This window comes from Streptomyces sp. NPDC088746 (assembly GCF_044751065.1).
Lineage (GTDB): Bacteria > Actinomycetota > Actinomycetes > Streptomycetales > Streptomycetaceae > Streptomyces.
Map to the genome: position 1 here is coordinate 19,353 of NZ_JBIVLA010000012.1, position 14,781 is coordinate 34,133.

Here is a 14,781-nt window from a genome sequence, read left to right on the forward strand (position 1 = left end):
TCGACCGCGACGACTTCGAGCGGTGAGTACGATCACGTACGCCGGTGTGAGTACGCGAGCGGTTGCCCGCCGCACGCGGCGCCGAAAGGGTGAACGCATGCGCCGACTCCTCCTGCTCGCACCGTTGTTGTCGTTCACCGCCGCCTGCGGGGTGGTGCAGTCCTCCGAGGGTGAGGCGACCGATGCCGCACGGGAGGTGGCCGGGAGGGCGGGCGAGCTGCTCTACGGCCAGCGTCCGCGCACGGCGGAGGAGGTCGGGCGCTCCGCCTCCGGCATCGACGGGGTCGAGGTGATGCGGTTCACGGGTACCTCGACACACGACGGCGACGGGGTCGACGTGGTCGTCCGCACGTCCGGCTCGGCGTACAACAGCTGGTTCGACGTCGAGGAGGTCACCGTACGGCGCTGTTTCGAGGTGCGGGTGTCGCCCGAGTCGGAGTGGCGTGAGCAGCCCCGTGACGTGGACTGCCCGGACAGCCGTCCGCTGACCTTCGCCCCACCGCCCGAACCGCCCCGGCTGCCGTACGAGGAGCTACGCGCGAAACTTCCCCGGGTGACGGAGAGCGGCCGCGTGGACGAGGCCGAGATACGCCGTGTGCTCGCCGCCCTGGACCTGGATCCGGCGATCCGTACCGAGGTGAAGGCCGAAGGTGGCCGGGTCGGCGTTCTCCTGTCGGTGAAGGGCAACCACTTCGACCCGCAGGACTGCCTGCTCGCCCGCGTAGGCCCCGGCGCCACCGAAGTGCGGGTGCCGTCCCGGATCCAGCGGATGCCCGGAGAGGGCGGCTGCACCGTCGGCAACGCCCTGCACCCGGCACCGGCACCGCACTGAACACGGGGGGTGCCGCTGTCTCTCTGGTCAAGGTGAAGGGGTGCTGTTCAGGGCGTCTGGAACGATGTGCCCGTGCATGTTGATGACGAGACGGTGGCAGGGGGCGGGAACGGACCGGAGTGGACGGGTGCGGTGAGTCAGCGTCTCCGTTGCTGTGTCTGCGGTGGGTCGACCGATGGCGCCGAGGACTACGTGCTCGTTGAGCTGACGGCGCGGTTCTCCGACGCGCGCCAGTGGCTGGGTGCGCATGCGGAGCACCTGAACTCCGTCCTTGCCGAGGGGTTCTCCGTGGAGGTTCACGAGATGTAGAGCTGCCGTCATGGGCCTGCACGATCTTCTCCCCATCCGCTGATCCGCCGCCACCGAAGGGCCCTGCGGCTCTGCTTCGCGATACCCGGCCTGTCGCTCGCCACCGCGGGCGGATCCGCGTACGGACGAGGGTTGTGACGGCTGTGGCCCCGCAAGCGGCAGTATGGCCGCATGACGACACGACCGACGATCACCCTCGTACGCGGGGACATCACGGAGCAGCACGCCGACGTCCTGGTCAACGCCGCCAACTCCTCGCTCCTCGGCGGCGGCGGGGTGGACGGCGCGATCCACCGGCGTGGCGGGCCCGAGATCCTGGCCGCCTGCCGCGATCTGCGGGCCTCGCACTACGGCAAGGGACTGCCCACCGGGCAGGCGGTGGCGACGACGGCCGGCCGGCTGCACGCGGAGCACGTCGTCCACACGGTGGGCCCGGTCTGGTCGAGCACCGAAGACCGTTCCGCATTGCTGGCCTCCTGCTACCGGGAGTCCCTGCGGGTGGCGGCGGAGCTGGGAGCCCGGACGGTTGCCTTTCCGGCGGTCTCGACGGGCATCTACGGCTGGCCGCTCGACGACGGGGCCCGGATCGCCGTGCGTACGGTCCGCGAGGCAGCGCTCCCACCGATCACCGAGGTCCGGTTCGTGCTGTTCGACGAGGAGGCGTACGCCCGCTTCTACCAGGCGCTGAAGGAATAGGGCGGACCGCGTCGGCGCGGCTCCCGCCCCGGCGCCTGCGGCTGGTGCTGCTGACCGTGGCTGTACGGCTCATCCGGCCTTCTCCGTGGGTTCGCCGGGAGCGGCTGACGGAGTCGTGAGGGCCCTGGGGCGAGGGTCAGTCGACCGTGAGCACGATCTTGCCCTGGATATGTCCCCCGGCGGCGCGTTCGTGCGCTGCCCGGGCGTTCGCCAGCGGAAACGTGCTGTCGATCGCGACGCGGACCGTGCCCGTGTCGAGCAGGCGCCCCAGTTCGGCGAGCTGCGCGCCGTTGGAGCGGACCTGGGTCCCCGTGACCGTGACGCCGAGCTTCGCGGTTTCCTCTTCGTCGAACTCGCCGAAGAAAACCGGGAACTGGGACCCGCCCCGCTTGAGCGTGCGCAGGAAACGGCTGCTGTGTGGGCCGCCGACGGTGTCCAGGACGAGGTCGACGTCGCGTACGAGTTCTTCGGGACGTTCCCTGGTGTAGTCGATGAACTCGTCGGCGCCGAGCTCGCTCAGGAACGATTCGTGCGCGCCCGACGCCACGGCGATGACGCGCGCGCCCTTCCACTTGGCCAGTTGCAGCGCCAGGTGCCCCACGCCGCCCGCCGCACCGTTGACCAGCACGGTGACGCCGGCGCCGAGTGGGACCGGGTGATGTCGCGCCGCCTGGAAGGGCGAGGGGTGATCGTGGCCGAGCTCGATCAGGAACTGCCACGCGGTGAGCCCGGCCATCGGCGCCCCTGCGGCGTGCACGTGATCGATACCGGGCGGCTTGAGGGCGAGGTCCGACGCGGGCGCGGCCACGTACTCGGCGTATGTGCTGCCGTCGAAGCTGGGGAAGCGGAGGAGGCCGAAGACCTCGTCACCCACGGAGAAGCCGTCCACATCCGCGGCGACGGCCGCGACGACGCCCGAAAGATCCGTCCCCGGGATCACGGGAAGGTCGAACGTCGGCCTCGTCTCCGGAGGCAGGTTGGACATCCCGTCGCGCAGGTACCAGTCCGGCGGATTGACGCCGACCGCGTGCACGCGGACGAGCACCTCACCGGGCCCCTGCTCGGGAATCGGCACCTCGTCGTAGCGAAGGACTTCGGGGCCGCCGTGCTCATGGAGCCGGACTGCTCTCATCGTGCGTGTCAGCATCGTCTTCTCCTGCCCGCGCTGCGGGATAGGCTTATCCGGATCAGCGATCCGCATAAACGGATCACTGGTACGAATATATGGACCACTGATCCGGATAGTCAAGGGGAACAGATGCGGGCCGACGCCAGGAAGAACCGCGACCACCTGCTCGCAGTGGCGGGCGACGCCCTCGCCGAACAAGGCGTCGACGTGTCCCTGCGCGACATCGCGCGCAGGGCGGATGTCGGGCTGGCGACGCTGCTGCGTCACTTCCCGACGCGAGAGGCACTGCTCGACGCCCTGCTCCGGACGAGTTTCGACGAGCTGACGGCGCAGGCGGCCGAGCTGGAGGCGTCGAGCTCACCGGCAGACGCCCTCGTCTCCTGGCTGCGCGACTGCGTCGCGTGGACGACCGAGTACCGGGGCGTGACCGTGCTGATGGCGGCCGCCATCGAGGACACCGCGTCCGCTCTCCATGCTTCGTGCGTGACTCTGCGCGCGGCCGGCGCGCGGCTCCTGACCCGCGCCCAGGCCGCAGGCGTGGCGCGGACCGACATCGACGGCGCCGACCTGTTCGCGCTGGTGGCGGCGCTCGCCTGGCTCGGCGATCAGCCCGCGCTCGCGCCGCGCGCGGAGCGCCTCTTCGGGGTTGTCGCGAGCGCGGTCCTCACGGGCGCGGGGAGCGGCGACGCCGAGGGGGAGCGCGGGGTCCGTAGCTGACGGATCGGCGATCGGCGGCTTCCGGGCTCAGGGCTTCCGCGGAGAAGCCAGGGTGTACCGCGTCTCCTCCGGGACGTGGGTCGTGTCCCGGCGTGCCAGCAGCCAGTACAGAGCCGCAGGGACCGCCAGGCCCACGATCCAGGAGATGTCCGCGCCGCCCAGCGGGTCCGCCAGCGGCCCCGTGTAGAAGTGCGTGACGAGGAACGGGAGCTGGGCGAGGATTCCCACCGCGTAGACCGCGAGGGCGTCCCAGCGCCAGGCGCCGTAGCGGCCATCGGGGTCGGACAGCGCCGGTATGTCGTACCGCTCCCGTGAGATCAGGTAGTAGTCCACCAGGTTGATCGCCGACCACGGCGTGAAGAACGTCAGCAGGAACAGCAGGAAGTCCTTGAAGGACGTCAGGAAGCTGTCCTTGCCCAGGAGCGCCACCACCGTCCCGGCCACCATGATCAGCGCGATGTACGCGGTCCTGCCGCGTCGCGACAGTGTCTTCTGGCCGCGGAACCCGCTGACGCCGGTCACCATCGACATGAAGCCGCCGTAGGTGTTCAGCACGTTGATGGTCAACTTGCCCAGCGCGATCACGAAGTACAGGAACGACGCGATCAGACCCGTGCCGCCCAGGCCGACCACGTAACCGACCTGGTTCGCGAGGAACGCCTCGCCCGCGCCCGCCGCCACGAGTACGCCGAACGTCATCGACCACTGCGAGCCGACGGCCGATCCGGAAAGGGTCCACCAGAACGTGGCCCGCCCCGACGTCGTACGCGGCAGATAGCGCGAGTAGTCCGCGACGTACGGCCCGAAGGCGAGTTGCCAGGATGCCGAGAGCGACACCGCGAGCAGGAACATCGGCAGGTCGAAGTGCGCGTCACCGAGCAGCGCCGAGAGGTCCGCACGATCCAGGAGGCGGATGCCCAGGTAGATGAACGCGAGCGCGCAGACCACACTGGCCACCCGCCCCAGGACGTGGATCACCCGATAGCCGACCGCCGCCGTCACGGCCGTGACGAGGGCGAAGACGACGATGCCGGTGGTGTCGTCCGTGTGCGTGAGTTCCGCGGTCGCCTGTCCGGCGAGAACACTGCCGCTCGCGAAGAAGCCCACGTACATGAGGACGACCAGGAGGAGGGGGACGACCGCGCCGCGCACCCCGAACTGGGCGCGAGACTGGATCATCTGAGGCAGGCCGAGCTTCGGGCCCTGCGCGGAGTGCAGGGCCATGACGGCGCCGCCGAGGAGGTTGCCGAGCAGCAGGCCGACGACCGACCACACCACGTCGCCGCCGGAGACGACGGCGAGTGCGCCCGTGACGACCGCGGTGATCTGGAGGTTGGCGCCGAGCCAGAGGGTGAACTGACTGAACGCTGTCCCGTGCCGTTCGTCGTCCGGGACGACGTCGATGGAGCGCCGCTCCACCAGGTCTTCAGCTGCCATGACTCGTGTACCTGGCCTCTCAGTGGTGTGTCCTGCCGCTCGGTTCCGCGGCGGCTACTTCTTCTTGATCCCGTGCTCTGCCGCCCAGTCGTGCGCGACGTCCTCGGGGTCCTTCTTGTCCTTGTCCACCAGGCGGTTGAGCTCGGTGAGGTCCTCGGTCGTCAGTGCCCCGCCGAGCCGGGCGAGCGCCTTGCGGACCGTCGAGTCGGCCTTGCGGTCGGCGATGAGCGGGACGACGTGCTGGCCGGGGACGAGGTTCTTCGGATCGCTGAGGACGACCCAGTGCTCGGCGGCGATGTCGGTGTCCGTGGTGAAGAGGTTCGCCACGTCGACGTCGCCCTTCCTCAGCGCGCCCTTGACCAGCGGGCCCGAGGAGTCGAGGGACTTGAACTCCTTGAACTCCACGCCGTACACGTCCTTGAGGCCCACCGCTCCCACCGTGCGCTTCTTGACCTCCGGCGCCGCGCCGATGACGAGCTCGCCGTTGTGCTCGGCGAGGTCGGCGAGGGACTTGAGGCCGTACTTCTCGGCGGTCTCCCTGGTGACGACGAAGGCGTCGGAGTCCTCCGCCATGCCGTAGGGAAGGATCTGGAGGCCGCGCGGCAGGGCCATGGCGAGGGCGTTCTGCATCTCGCCCTCCTCCGTGGCCTTCGCCTCGGCGTCGAGGTAGTGGAGCAGGGCGCCCTGGTACTCGGGCAGGAGGTCGATGTCACCACCCTCGAGGGCGGGTATGAGGATCTCGCGGGTACCGAGGTTGGGGCGGACCGTGGTCCTCACGCCGGCGGCTTCGAGCGCCGCCGCGTAGAGATGACCCAGGACCTGGTTCTCGGTGAAGTTGGCGGTGCCGATGGTGACGCCGCCCTCGCTGGAGCCTCCGCCTCCTCCTCCGGAGCCCTGTCCGTCGAGAGAGGTGATGCCGCTGCTGCAGGAGGCGAGCGCGGGGACGGAGGCGGCGGCGAAGAGCCCGCCGAGGAGAGTTCTGCGGTTCATCGTGCTTGCTCCTAGGCCGACTTGGCGGGGCGGTTACGGAAAAGGGCGCGCTGGAGTGCGGAGAGCGTGAGATCGAGTACGACGGCGACGACCGCCACGAGCACGGCGCCCCCGAGCACCTGCACGAGGTCGCGCTGGGCGAGCCCGTCGAAGACGTACCGGCCGAGCCCGCCGAAGGAGACGTACGCGGCGATGGTGGCCGTCGCGACGACCTGGATGAGCGCGAGCCGGAGCCCGGTCATGATCAGTGGGAGCGCGAGGGGCAGTTCGACCTGGAGGAGGACCTGGTGCCGGCGCATGCCCTGCCCCCGCGCGGCGTCCCGCACCTCGGGGTCGACGGCGGCCATGCCCGCGTACGTGTTGGTGGCGATGGAGGGCACGGCGAGCGCCACCAGCGCGATGTAGACGGGCCACATCGACAGGCCGCTGGCGAGGAAGACCAGCACGACGAGGCCGACGGTGGGCAGCGCCCGGCCGAAGCTGGAGAGGTTGATGGCGACGAACGCGCCACGCCCGGTGTGACCGATGAGCAGGCCGATCGGCAGTGCGATGGCGGCGGCGACGAGGGTGGCGAGCAGCGAGTACTGGAGGTGCTCGGCGAGGCGGTGGCCGATGCCGTCCGGCCCAGCCCACTGTTCGCCGCTGACGAGCCAGGCGCCGAGATTCTTGAAGAGTTCGTACACGGGTCAGGCCCTCTGCTTCTGCCGGCGGGTCCAGGGGGTCAGGACGTACTGAAGGGCGACGAGAAGCGCGTCCGCGACGAGCGCGAGGAGCAGGGTCAGGACGACGCCGACGATCACGGGGGTGGGGAAGTTGCGCTGGAAGCCGTCGGTGAAGAGCTGCCCGAGTCCTCCGTCGCCGATGTACGTGGCCACGGAGACGAGGGAGATGGCCATCACCGTCGCGATCCGCACGCCCGCCATGATCACCGGGAGGGCGAGGGGCAGTTCGACCGTGAGCAGGGTGCGCAGCGGCCGGGAGCCCATGGCCTTCGCGGCCTCCTTCGTCCTGGCGGGGACGGAGTCCAGGCCTTCGACCGTGTTCCGCAGGAGCACGACGAGTGTGTAGATCGTCAGGCCGATGACGGTGGTGGTGCGGGTGAGACCGCTGACCGGCAGGAGGAGCACGAAGACGGCGATGGAGGGGATGGTGAACAGGACGTTCGACAGGCCGAGGAGGAGCCCGCGCAGTCTGCGTACCCGGTGCGCGACCACGGCCAGGGGGAGCGAGACGATCAGGCCGAGGAGTACGGCGGTGAGGGCGGCCTGGAGGTGGGAGAGGGCCAGGGTGGTGAGGTCACCGGTGTGGTCGGCTGTCCACGACCAGTCGAAGGTCATGCGACCACCGTGCTTGCCTCGCTGTGCACGTGCCCCGCGTGGTCGTGGATGTCCTCGCGGGACGTCACTCCGGTGAGGACGCCCTCCGCGTCGACCCGGGCGACCAGGCCGCTCGGCGCGGCGATCGACTCGTTGAGAGCCGAGAGGAGCGAGTCCGTGTCCCGCAAAGGCCGCACCGGGGTCTCCGCACGGGTCTCGCTGTCGCGCCAGGCCAGCGGCTTCCGGGCGGGGTCGAGGGCCAGCTGCCAGCGGGAGTCCAGAGGCGCGGGCCCCTGGGGAACCTGCGCCAGGGTCGACAGGGACAGCAGCTTGAGGCCTCGTTCCGCGCCCAGGAAGTCCGCGACGAACGCGTCCGAGGGCCGGGCCAGGAGCTCGGCGGGGCTCGCGCACTGGACGAGGTGGCCGCCGGTCCGGAAGACGGCTATGCGGTCGCCGAGCCGGACGGCCTCGTCGATGTCGTGCGTGACGAAGACGATGGTCTTGTTCAACTCTCTCTGAAGTCGCAGGAGTTCGTCCTGGAGCTGGGTGCGGACCACGGGGTCGACGGCGCCGAACGGCTCGTCCATCAAAAGCACGGGAGGGTCTGCGGCGAGCGCGCGCGCCACGCCGACCCGCTGCTGCTGGCCGCCGGAGAGCTGGTGCGGGTAGCGCTTCCCCGTGTCGGCGGAGAGGCCGACCGTCTCCAGGAGTTCCGCGGCCCGCGTCCGTGCCTTCCTGCGGCCCCAGCCGAGCAGCAGCGGCACGGTCGCGATGTTGTCCAGGACGGTGCGGTGCGGGAAGAGCCCGGACTGCTGGATGACGTAACCGATGGAACGGCGTAGTTCGGCGGCGTCCTGTTCCAGGACGTCCTTGCCGTTGACCCTGATCGTCCCGGAGGTCGGATCGACCATCCGGTTGATCATGCGGAGCGTCGTCGTCTTGCCGCAACCGGAAGATCCGACGAGGACGGTCACGCCCCCTTCCGGCATCTCAAGGGTGAGGTCGTGCACCGCGGTTGTGCCGTTCGGGAAGCGCTTGTGGACCGTGTCGAATTGGATCATGAGGAGTCCCTTGCCCGGCTGCATATCATCATGCAGAGTTCTCGGTGACTGAATAGGTTGTCAATAGGTGGTCGCCGTTCAGGCGTAAATCCCTGGTTACGAGCGGCCGTAAGGCAAGACGAGGCGCCTGATTGAGGAGGAATTACGAGTGATGTCGTCTCGTATGGTGAACACGACGGTCGACGACAGCGGTGCGATCGTCGTCCTCGACGGCCGCGGACTGATGGTCGCAGATGTCGTACGCATGGCCGAATCCGCAGCGAAACCCGTTCCCGCGGCAGACGGGATGAAGCGCGTCGAGGCGTCCTGGGTCGCCGCACGGGAGATCGCGTCGTGGGGTCGTGTCTACGGCCGTTCCACCGGTGTGGGCGCTAACCGGAATGAGTCCGTGCCGACGGAGGCCGCGGCCGACCACGGCCTCCGGCTGCTGCGCAGCCATGCCGGGGCGATCGGCGACGAGCTCCCGGCACGGCAGGTCCGCGCCATGCTGGCGGTCCGCGCCAACCAACTGCTCGCGGGAGGCGCCGGGCTGCGCCCCACCGTCGTCACGGCCCTCTGCGAGGCACTGGAGACGGGCGCCTACCCGAAGGTCAACGAATTCGGCTCGGTCGGCACCGGCGACATCGCCGCGCTCGCGCAGATGGGCCTCGCGCTGGCGGGCGAACACCCCTGGCAGGGGCCGGGGGCGGCCCCCGCCCCGCAGCCCCTCGACAACAACGACGCCCTCGCCCTGATCAGCAGCAACGCCCTCACTCTCGGCCAGTCGGCGCTCGCGGTGCACGAGTTGCGTGGCCTGATCGCGGCCACGCAGGTGGTGGCGGCGCTGTCCCTGATGGCGACCGACGGTTCGTACGAGGCGTACGCGCTGCCCGTGCACGAGGCGCGGCGGCACGCCGGTTCGTACGCCGTCGCGGAACGCATGCGGCTGCTGCTCGGCGCGCCCGACCGCCCCACGCCGCCGCTCGGCCGGATCCAGGACCCATACGGTTTCCGTTGTGTGCCGCAGATCCACGGGCCCGCGCACGATGCGGCGGACGCGCTCGAAGAGGTCCTCGCGGTCGAGATCAACGCGGCGGCCGAGAATCCGCTGATCTCGGCGGACGACATGGCGGCCTACCATCACGGCGGCTTCTACCTCGCCCAACTCGCCCTGTCGCTGGACCACTTCAGGCTGGCTGTGTCACAGGTGGCGCGCCTGTCGACCTCGCGCCTCTCCACGCTCAACGAACCGGGATTCACCCGTCTGCGGCCGTTCCTCGCGGACGGCGAGCCGGCGTCGTCCGGCGTGATGATCCTCGAATACGCGGCCGGAGCGGCCCTCGGTGACCTGAGGGCCTTCTCCGCGCCCGCGTCGCTCGGTCACGCGGTGCTCTCGCGGGGCGTCGAGGAGCAGGCCAGCTTCGCCTCGCTGGCGGCGCGCCAGACGCTGCGGGCGTGCGAGGCGTACCGCCTCGTCGTGGGCTGTGAACTCGTCGCGGCCGTAAGGGCGTTGCGGCAGCGTGACATGCGGCTCGACCCAGGCCTGCCCGTCGGGCGCGCCTTCGAGCTGGCGGACTCGGTCCTCGACGCGGAGCTGGCCGACCGGCCGCTGACGGACGATGTGACCCGCGCGGCCGGCCTGCTCGACCGGTTCACCGAGCTGTGGCTGGGCCTCGGCTCCGGGAGCGGAACGGCATTCGACGGCCAGGGTGTGGTGCGGGAGGCGCCCTGAGCGGCAGCCGAGTCGTCCCGGGGCGATTCCTCCATCGAAGCGCAGCTCAGGGGGGATGAGCGAGCAGCGACGCGCCCGGCTGCGGCTGGAGATCTCCCGTGAGGCGGCCCGCCTGTTCCGGTAGCAGGGGGTGGCCGCCACCAGCGGTGACCAGATCGCCGAAGCGGTGGGTCTTTCGACGCGGACCATCCGGCGCCACTTCCGCAGCAAGGAGAGCTGCGCCGAACCGATCGTGATGCAGGGCGTCGTCACCTTGATGACCGTGCTGCGCAGTTGGCCCCGGCAGAGCTCCCTGGAGGACCACCTCGCCGCCGAACTGGTCGGGCTCCACCACGGGACGCCGCCCGTCGGCCTGGCCGACGAGATGCTCGCGATGAAGATGATCCGGCTCGCCGACACCGAGCCGGCGCTCCGTACGGCGTGGTTGATGGCCTGCGACCAGGTGGAGCGCCAGCTGTGCGGCAGCATCGGCGACCGCCTCGGCCGTCCGGCGGACGACATCGAGGTGCGGCTGCACGCCGCGGCTACCGCGTCGGGCATGCGGGTGCTGGACGAGCACATCGGTGCCGCACTCCTCGCCGGCGCCGACCTCACGGAGTTCACCGACGTGGCGGCCGTCGCCCGGCGGTATGCCCATGCGATCCGCACGGCCACCAGGTCTTCACCGGCAAGGCGCGCCGCGCGCAGACCAGGCGTTCACAGCGCTCGCCGCCCGCTACGACGGCGTCGTGCCCGGCCTGCGCAAGGCGCTGCGCGACTCGTACCTGTCGAGCAGGGCGGTCGGAGGCGGCTGGGGAGCGTGAGCTCGGGCCCGGTGCACTCCGCCGCCCGCGCTGTCGGCTACGGGATCAGTACGATCCTGCCGAAGACCTCGCCCGCGTCCATCTTCCGGTGCGCCAGCACGGCCGCGTCCAGGGGGAGCGTCTCGTGCACCACTGTTTCGATCTCGCCGCGGCTCGCCGCCGCGAACTGCTCACTCCGTACGGTATGCCGCTCGGCTCCGGTGACCGTGGCTGCACTGAAAGCGGCGAAGGACAACGACTTCTGGAACGCCGCCATGATCTTCGCGCCGAAGTCCGCCGGCGGCTGACCTCCGACAACTCCCACGGTCACCAGGCGGCCGTTCGGGTTGAGCCGGTCGAGGAACGACGGCATGTCCTGACCCGCCACCACGTCGATGATGACGTCGTAGCCCGGGGGAGCCTGATGTCCTCCCTCGCCGGAGCGGTCCAGCACATGGCTCGCACCGAGGCGTCGCAGCCTCTCGCCGCGCTCGGCGGAGGAGGTGGTGACCGCCACTGCGGCGGCACCGCCGCGGGCGGCGAGCTGTACGGCCATGATCCCGATGCTGCCGGCCGCACCACGCACGAGGACCGTCTCCCCGGGAGCGAAACGGGCGTGGCGGAGCCCGAAGTGCGCCACCACGCCGGAACTGCCCAGGGTCACCGCGTCGACGGCGGAGAGTCCCACGGGCAGAGGAATGATCTCGTCGACCGGTGCGACGGCCTGTTCGACGTAGCCTCCGCCGGTCCCGGTGAACGCCCACACCCGCCGGCCGGTCCACGAGGCGTCGACCCCGCCGCCGACCGCGGTCACCGTGCCCGCCACCTCGCTGCCCGGGATGAAGCCCTCCTCGAAGCCGTAGGCGGCCAGGGCGCCGCTCCGGATCACGGTGTCGACCCCACCGACGCCCACCGCCTCGGTGGCGATCAGAACCTGTCCGGCGGCAGGCGTGGGGGCGGGCATGCGGACCACCGCCAGCCCTTCGGGGCCTCCGTACGTCTGGATCGTGATTGCCTTCAACGTCGTCTCCCATGTTCTCGGACCGTTCACATGCGGTCGTGCTCAGCCGCCGCCCCGTAGCCGACGACGGGGGAGGGGCTCACGGCACGGCCGGTGCCCGGCCCCGTGGTGCGCGCCCCCGATGACCCCGGTGGCGCCGCTTCGTTCCGGGACGGTAGTGGACGCCCCCGTCCGTTTAGGTAAAGTGAGAGCGTGGACGACGGTTTGCCTCACACACTGCGCTCCGACGCGCTGGACAACCGCGAGCGCATCCTCGAAGCGGCCCGGGCACTGTTCTCCGCCGACGGTCTGGACGTGCCGATGCGGGAGATCGCGCGCCGCGCGGAGGTCGGACCCGCCACTCTCTACCGTCGCTTCCCCACCAAGCAGGCGCTGGTCGCCGAAGCCTTCGCGGACCAGTTGCGCGCCTGCCGCACCATCGTCGACGAGGGGTGCGCCGATCCCGATCCGTGGCGTGGCCTCTGCCTGGTGATCGAGAAGATCTGTGAGCTGCACGCCCGGGACAGGGGCTTCACCGAAGCCTTCCTGTCGACGCTTCCCGGGGCGCCGGATGTCGCGGACCGCGCGTACACGGTGCAAACAATCGCCGGACTGGCGCGGCGAGCCCAGGAAGCCGGGCGCCTGCGGTCCGACTTCGTCCTGGACGACCTCATTCTCGTCCTCATGGCCAACAAGGGGATCCACACCAGGTCGACGGACACCCAGGTCATGGCCTCCCGGCGCTTCGCGGCGCTGGTGATCCAGGCGTTCGAGGCCTGTCCTCGTCACGCACCGCTGCCGCCGGCGGCACGGCTGGCATCCGAAGCTCCGCACAGCGCCTGACCGGGGGAGGGACGAGCTCCGCCAGGCCGTATCGGGGCCGGCTCAGCTGTCCAGGGAATCCAGGTACGGAGACAGCTTGGCGGGGTTCATCACCCACATGATGTGTTCGATGCCCCGCGCCGACACGTCGACGGACAGGAGCGCCACCGCTTCACCGCCGGCCGAGACAAGGACGGCCGGCCTGCCGTTCGCCTCGACCCAGCGGGTCTCCGCCTCGGGCCAGAAACGCGGGGCGAAGGCGGCAAGGTACTTGGAGACGTGTGTGCGCCCGATCACCGGGATCCTGGAGGCTCCGCGCACTCCTCCGCCGTCGGAATAGCTGACGACGTCCGCCGTGAGCACGTCCTCGAGCACCGACAGGCTGCCCGTCCGCGCCGCGGCCAGGAAGACCTTCAGCAGCCGCCGGTGCTCGTCGGAACTGACCGGCTCCCTGCGTTCCGCCGACAGGTGCTTCCGTGCCCGGCTCACCAGCTGGCGCGCATTGGCGTCACTCGTCTCCAGGATGTCCGCGATGCGCCCGTACGGATAGTCGAAGGCTTCCCTCAGGACGTAAGCAGCCCGTTCGACGGGGTTCAGCTTCTCCAGGAGGAACAGAACGGCCAGGTCGAGCGCCTCGGCCCGCTCGGCGCCCAGTTGCGGATCCGCGCTCGTGTCGACCGGCTCGGGCAGCCAGGGCCCGGTGTAGGACTCACGGCGGACCCTGGCGGACCGGGCGAGGTTGATCGCCAGGCGGGTGGTGACCGTCGCGAGGAAGGCCGCCGGTTCGCGGATCTCGGTGCGGTCGGCCTGCTGCCACCGCAGCCATGCCTCCTGGACGATGTCCTCGGCCTCCGCGGCACTGCCGAGGACGCGGTACGCGATGCCGAAGAGCTGAGGACGTGCTCCTGTGAACTCCCTCGTCGCGCGGTCGAGGTCGAGGGAGCCCGGGTCATCCGCCGAGCGCATCGGCATCCTCCAACTCTGCCGCGCCGAGCCCCAGGTCGCCGCGCGGTGCCGCGGCCGTCAGCACGCCGGGCCCGGGGGAGCCGCCGCAGTGGCCCTCAGCAGGTCGCGGACCAGGTCGAAGTCGATGCGTTCGGGCCTGCGGAACCTCAGACATCCCTTGCCCATGTCCTGCCCGGCCAGCCGCTCCTCGAACGCCTCCCTGACCTCGCTCCGCATGAGGTAGAGGGAGATGTACTGCTTCTGGCCGGCGAAGGCGACCTCCGCGGTGCCGCCCCGCTCGTACGCGGGCATGCCGTACGCCATGACCTCGTCGAATCCCTCGAGCTCCGCCCCGCACAACTGCCGCAGTCTGCCCAGGGCGTACCTGCGGCCCTCCGGGGCCTCGGCCAGGTACCCGTCGACGTCCTCCGCCGTGCTCCTCACCATGGGCCGAGCCTACTCCGGCCGGCAGGCGCTGATCCTGACAACGGGGCCGTCCCCCGCCGGGATGCAGCCGGCGGGGGCGGGACCGTACGGACCGGGGCAGGTCAGCCGAACTGGCCGGGCTGGTAGTCACCGGCGGGCTGCTGATTGATGACGTTGATGCGGTTGTAGGCGTTGATGACGGCGATGAGGGAGATCAGGGCGATCAGCTGGTCCTCGTCGAAGTGCTTGGCGGCATCCGCCCAGGCCTCGTCGGTGACGCCGCCTGCCGCGTCGGCGATGCGGGTGCCCTGCTCCGCGAGTTCCAGGGCCGCCCGCTCGGCCTCGGTGAAGACCTTGGCCTCCCGCCAGGCGGCGACCAGATGGAGACGCTGCACGGTCTCCCCGGCGTGTGCGGCGTCCTTGGTGTGCATGTCGGTGCAGAAGCCGCAGCCGTTGATCTGACTGGCGCGAATCTTCACCAGCTCCTGGACCGTGGGAGGCAGCGTCGAGTCCGCCACCGTCTTGTTGGCCGTGTTGATGTGCTTCAGCACCTTGCCCGCGAGGGGGTGGCCGAAGTAGTTGAGACGTGATTCCACGATGGTCTCCTA

At 70.3% G+C, this 14,781-nt stretch carries 16 protein-coding genes and 1 pseudogene; 7 read left to right on the forward strand and 10 right to left on the reverse strand.

The window, feature by feature from the left end; genetic code table 11:
* The first annotated feature begins 97 nt into the window (after positions 1-97).
* Together ACIP63_RS35200 and ACIP63_RS35205 are read left to right on the forward strand one after the other, a co-directional pair.
* Positions 98-832 (forward strand): translation initiation factor IF-2, encoded by a 735-nt coding sequence (locus tag ACIP63_RS35200; protein ID WP_401524219.1) that lies wholly within the window; start codon positions 98-100, stop codon positions 830-832.
* A gap of 480 nt (positions 833-1,312) precedes the next feature.
* Positions 1,313-1,837 carry an O-acetyl-ADP-ribose deacetylase gene (locus ACIP63_RS35205; RefSeq protein ID WP_401524222.1) on the forward strand — a complete coding sequence of 175 codons (525 nt, stop codon included), beginning with the start codon at positions 1,313-1,315 and terminating at the stop codon, positions 1,835-1,837.
* 136 nt (positions 1,838-1,973) lie between these two features.
* On the opposite strand, the gene ACIP63_RS35210 is transcribed toward ACIP63_RS35205, so the two are convergent.
* Entirely contained in the window at positions 1,974-2,984 is a 1,011-nt protein-coding gene (locus tag ACIP63_RS35210) for an NADP-dependent oxidoreductase (RefSeq protein ID WP_401524224.1), read from the reverse strand.
* Positions 2,985-3,095: 111 nt separating this feature from the next.
* Here ACIP63_RS35210 and ACIP63_RS35215 point away from each other — a divergent pair, with 111 nt between their 5' ends.
* The gene (locus ACIP63_RS35215) at positions 3,096-3,683 is read left to right on the forward strand and encodes a TetR/AcrR family transcriptional regulator (protein WP_401524227.1); all 588 of its coding nucleotides are present in this window, start codon (positions 3,096-3,098) and stop codon (positions 3,681-3,683) included.
* A gap of 27 nt (positions 3,684-3,710) precedes the next feature.
* Here ACIP63_RS35215 and ACIP63_RS35220 read toward each other — a convergent pair whose 3' ends face one another.
* Genes ACIP63_RS35220 through ACIP63_RS35240 form a run of 5 tightly spaced genes read right to left on the reverse strand, consistent with a single transcriptional unit; the run spans position 3,711 to position 8,511 of the window.
* Positions 3,711-5,120 (reverse strand): purine-cytosine permease family protein, encoded by a 1,410-nt coding sequence (locus ACIP63_RS35220; protein ID WP_401524229.1) that lies wholly within the window; start codon positions 5,118-5,120, stop codon positions 3,711-3,713.
* A 54-nt stretch (positions 5,121-5,174) separates the two neighbouring features.
* Complete coding sequence (locus tag ACIP63_RS35225) at positions 5,175-6,110, reverse strand: ABC transporter substrate-binding protein (RefSeq protein WP_401524231.1); 936 nt, start codon at positions 6,108-6,110, stop codon at positions 5,175-5,177.
* Positions 6,111-6,121: 11 nt separating this feature from the next.
* Positions 6,122-6,793: an ABC transporter permease gene (locus tag ACIP63_RS35230; RefSeq protein WP_401524234.1), complete on the reverse strand. Its 672-nt coding sequence runs from the start codon at positions 6,791-6,793 to the stop codon at positions 6,122-6,124.
* A gap of 3 nt (positions 6,794-6,796) precedes the next feature.
* Positions 6,797-7,447, reverse strand: a complete 651-nt coding sequence (locus ACIP63_RS35235) for an ABC transporter permease (RefSeq protein WP_362940351.1) — start codon at positions 7,445-7,447, stop codon at positions 6,797-6,799.
* Complete coding sequence (locus ACIP63_RS35240) at positions 7,444-8,511, reverse strand: ABC transporter ATP-binding protein (RefSeq protein ID WP_401524238.1); 1,068 nt, start codon at positions 8,509-8,511, stop codon at positions 7,444-7,446. The genes ACIP63_RS35235 and ACIP63_RS35240 overlap by 4 nt, the downstream gene beginning before the upstream one ends.
* Before the next feature lie 127 nt (positions 8,512-8,638).
* Between ACIP63_RS35240 and ACIP63_RS35245 the strand changes: the two genes are divergently transcribed.
* From ACIP63_RS35245 to ACIP63_RS35255, 3 genes and pseudogenes are all read left to right on the forward strand, one after another.
* Positions 8,639-10,198 (forward strand): aromatic amino acid ammonia-lyase, encoded by a 1,560-nt coding sequence (locus ACIP63_RS35245; RefSeq protein WP_401524241.1) that lies wholly within the window; start codon positions 8,639-8,641, stop codon positions 10,196-10,198.
* Between the two features lie 166 nt (positions 10,199-10,364).
* Positions 10,365-10,709: pseudogene (locus tag ACIP63_RS35250) on the forward strand (TetR/AcrR family transcriptional regulator); the annotation flags it as partial.
* 124 nt (positions 10,710-10,833) lie between these two features.
* Positions 10,834-11,001 carry a hypothetical protein gene (locus ACIP63_RS35255; RefSeq protein WP_401524544.1) on the forward strand — a complete coding sequence of 56 codons (168 nt, stop codon included), beginning with the start codon at positions 10,834-10,836 and terminating at the stop codon, positions 10,999-11,001.
* Between the two features lie 37 nt (positions 11,002-11,038).
* Here the strand turns inward: ACIP63_RS35255 and ACIP63_RS35260 are convergent, their stop codons facing one another.
* Positions 11,039-12,001, reverse strand: coding sequence for a zinc-binding dehydrogenase (locus ACIP63_RS35260; protein ID WP_401524244.1), 963 nt, complete (start codon positions 11,999-12,001; stop codon positions 11,039-11,041).
* A 192-nt stretch (positions 12,002-12,193) separates the two neighbouring features.
* On the opposite strand from ACIP63_RS35260, the gene ACIP63_RS35265 reads away from it, so the two are divergent.
* Positions 12,194-12,823 (forward strand): TetR/AcrR family transcriptional regulator, encoded by a 630-nt coding sequence (locus tag ACIP63_RS35265; RefSeq protein ID WP_401524246.1) that lies wholly within the window; start codon positions 12,194-12,196, stop codon positions 12,821-12,823.
* 42 nt (positions 12,824-12,865) lie between these two features.
* Here ACIP63_RS35265 and ACIP63_RS35270 read toward each other — a convergent pair whose 3' ends face one another.
* The 3 genes from ACIP63_RS35270 to ACIP63_RS35280 form a co-directional block, all read right to left on the reverse strand.
* A complete protein-coding gene (locus tag ACIP63_RS35270; protein WP_401524248.1) occupies positions 12,866-13,768 on the reverse strand; it encodes an RNA polymerase sigma-70 factor in 903 nt (300 codons plus the stop codon).
* Positions 13,769-13,825: 57 nt separating this feature from the next.
* A complete protein-coding gene (locus tag ACIP63_RS35275; protein ID WP_401524250.1) occupies positions 13,826-14,194 on the reverse strand; it encodes an iron chaperone in 369 nt (122 codons plus the stop codon).
* Between the two features lie 101 nt (positions 14,195-14,295).
* Entirely contained in the window at positions 14,296-14,769 is a 474-nt protein-coding gene (locus ACIP63_RS35280) for a carboxymuconolactone decarboxylase family protein (protein ID WP_401524253.1), read from the reverse strand.
* Positions 14,770-14,781 lie beyond the last annotated feature (12 nt).

Bases quoted from the DNA above. Each gene is read 5' to 3' on its own strand.
- ACIP63_RS35270 (WP_401524248.1), bottom strand. From the start codon at position 13,768: ATGCGCTCGGCGGATGACCCGGGCTCCCTCGACCTCGACCGCGCGACG.
- ACIP63_RS35210 (WP_401524224.1), bottom strand. From the start codon at position 2,984: ATGCTGACACGCACGATGAGAGCAGTCCGGCTCCATGAGCACGGCGGC.
- ACIP63_RS35205 (WP_401524222.1), top strand. From the start codon at position 1,313: ATGACGACACGACCGACGATCACCCTCGTACGCGGGGACATCACGGAG.
- ACIP63_RS35220 (WP_401524229.1), bottom strand. From the start codon at position 5,120: ATGGCAGCTGAAGACCTGGTGGAGCGGCGCTCCATCGACGTCGTCCCG.
- ACIP63_RS35255 (WP_401524544.1), top strand. From the start codon at position 10,834: ATGCGATCCGCACGGCCACCAGGTCTTCACCGGCAAGGCGCGCCGCGC.
- ACIP63_RS35275 (WP_401524250.1), bottom strand. From the start codon at position 14,194: ATGGTGAGGAGCACGGCGGAGGACGTCGACGGGTACCTGGCCGAGGCC.
- ACIP63_RS35225 (WP_401524231.1), bottom strand. From the start codon at position 6,110: ATGAACCGCAGAACTCTCCTCGGCGGGCTCTTCGCCGCCGCCTCCGTC.
- ACIP63_RS35200 (WP_401524219.1), top strand. From the start codon at position 98: ATGCGCCGACTCCTCCTGCTCGCACCGTTGTTGTCGTTCACCGCCGCC.
- ACIP63_RS35215 (WP_401524227.1), top strand. From the start codon at position 3,096: ATGCGGGCCGACGCCAGGAAGAACCGCGACCACCTGCTCGCAGTGGCG.
- ACIP63_RS35245 (WP_401524241.1), top strand. From the start codon at position 8,639: ATGTCGTCTCGTATGGTGAACACGACGGTCGACGACAGCGGTGCGATC.
- ACIP63_RS35240 (WP_401524238.1), bottom strand. From the start codon at position 8,511: ATGCAGCCGGGCAAGGGACTCCTCATGATCCAATTCGACACGGTCCAC.
- ACIP63_RS35235 (WP_362940351.1), bottom strand. From the start codon at position 7,447: ATGACCTTCGACTGGTCGTGGACAGCCGACCACACCGGTGACCTCACC.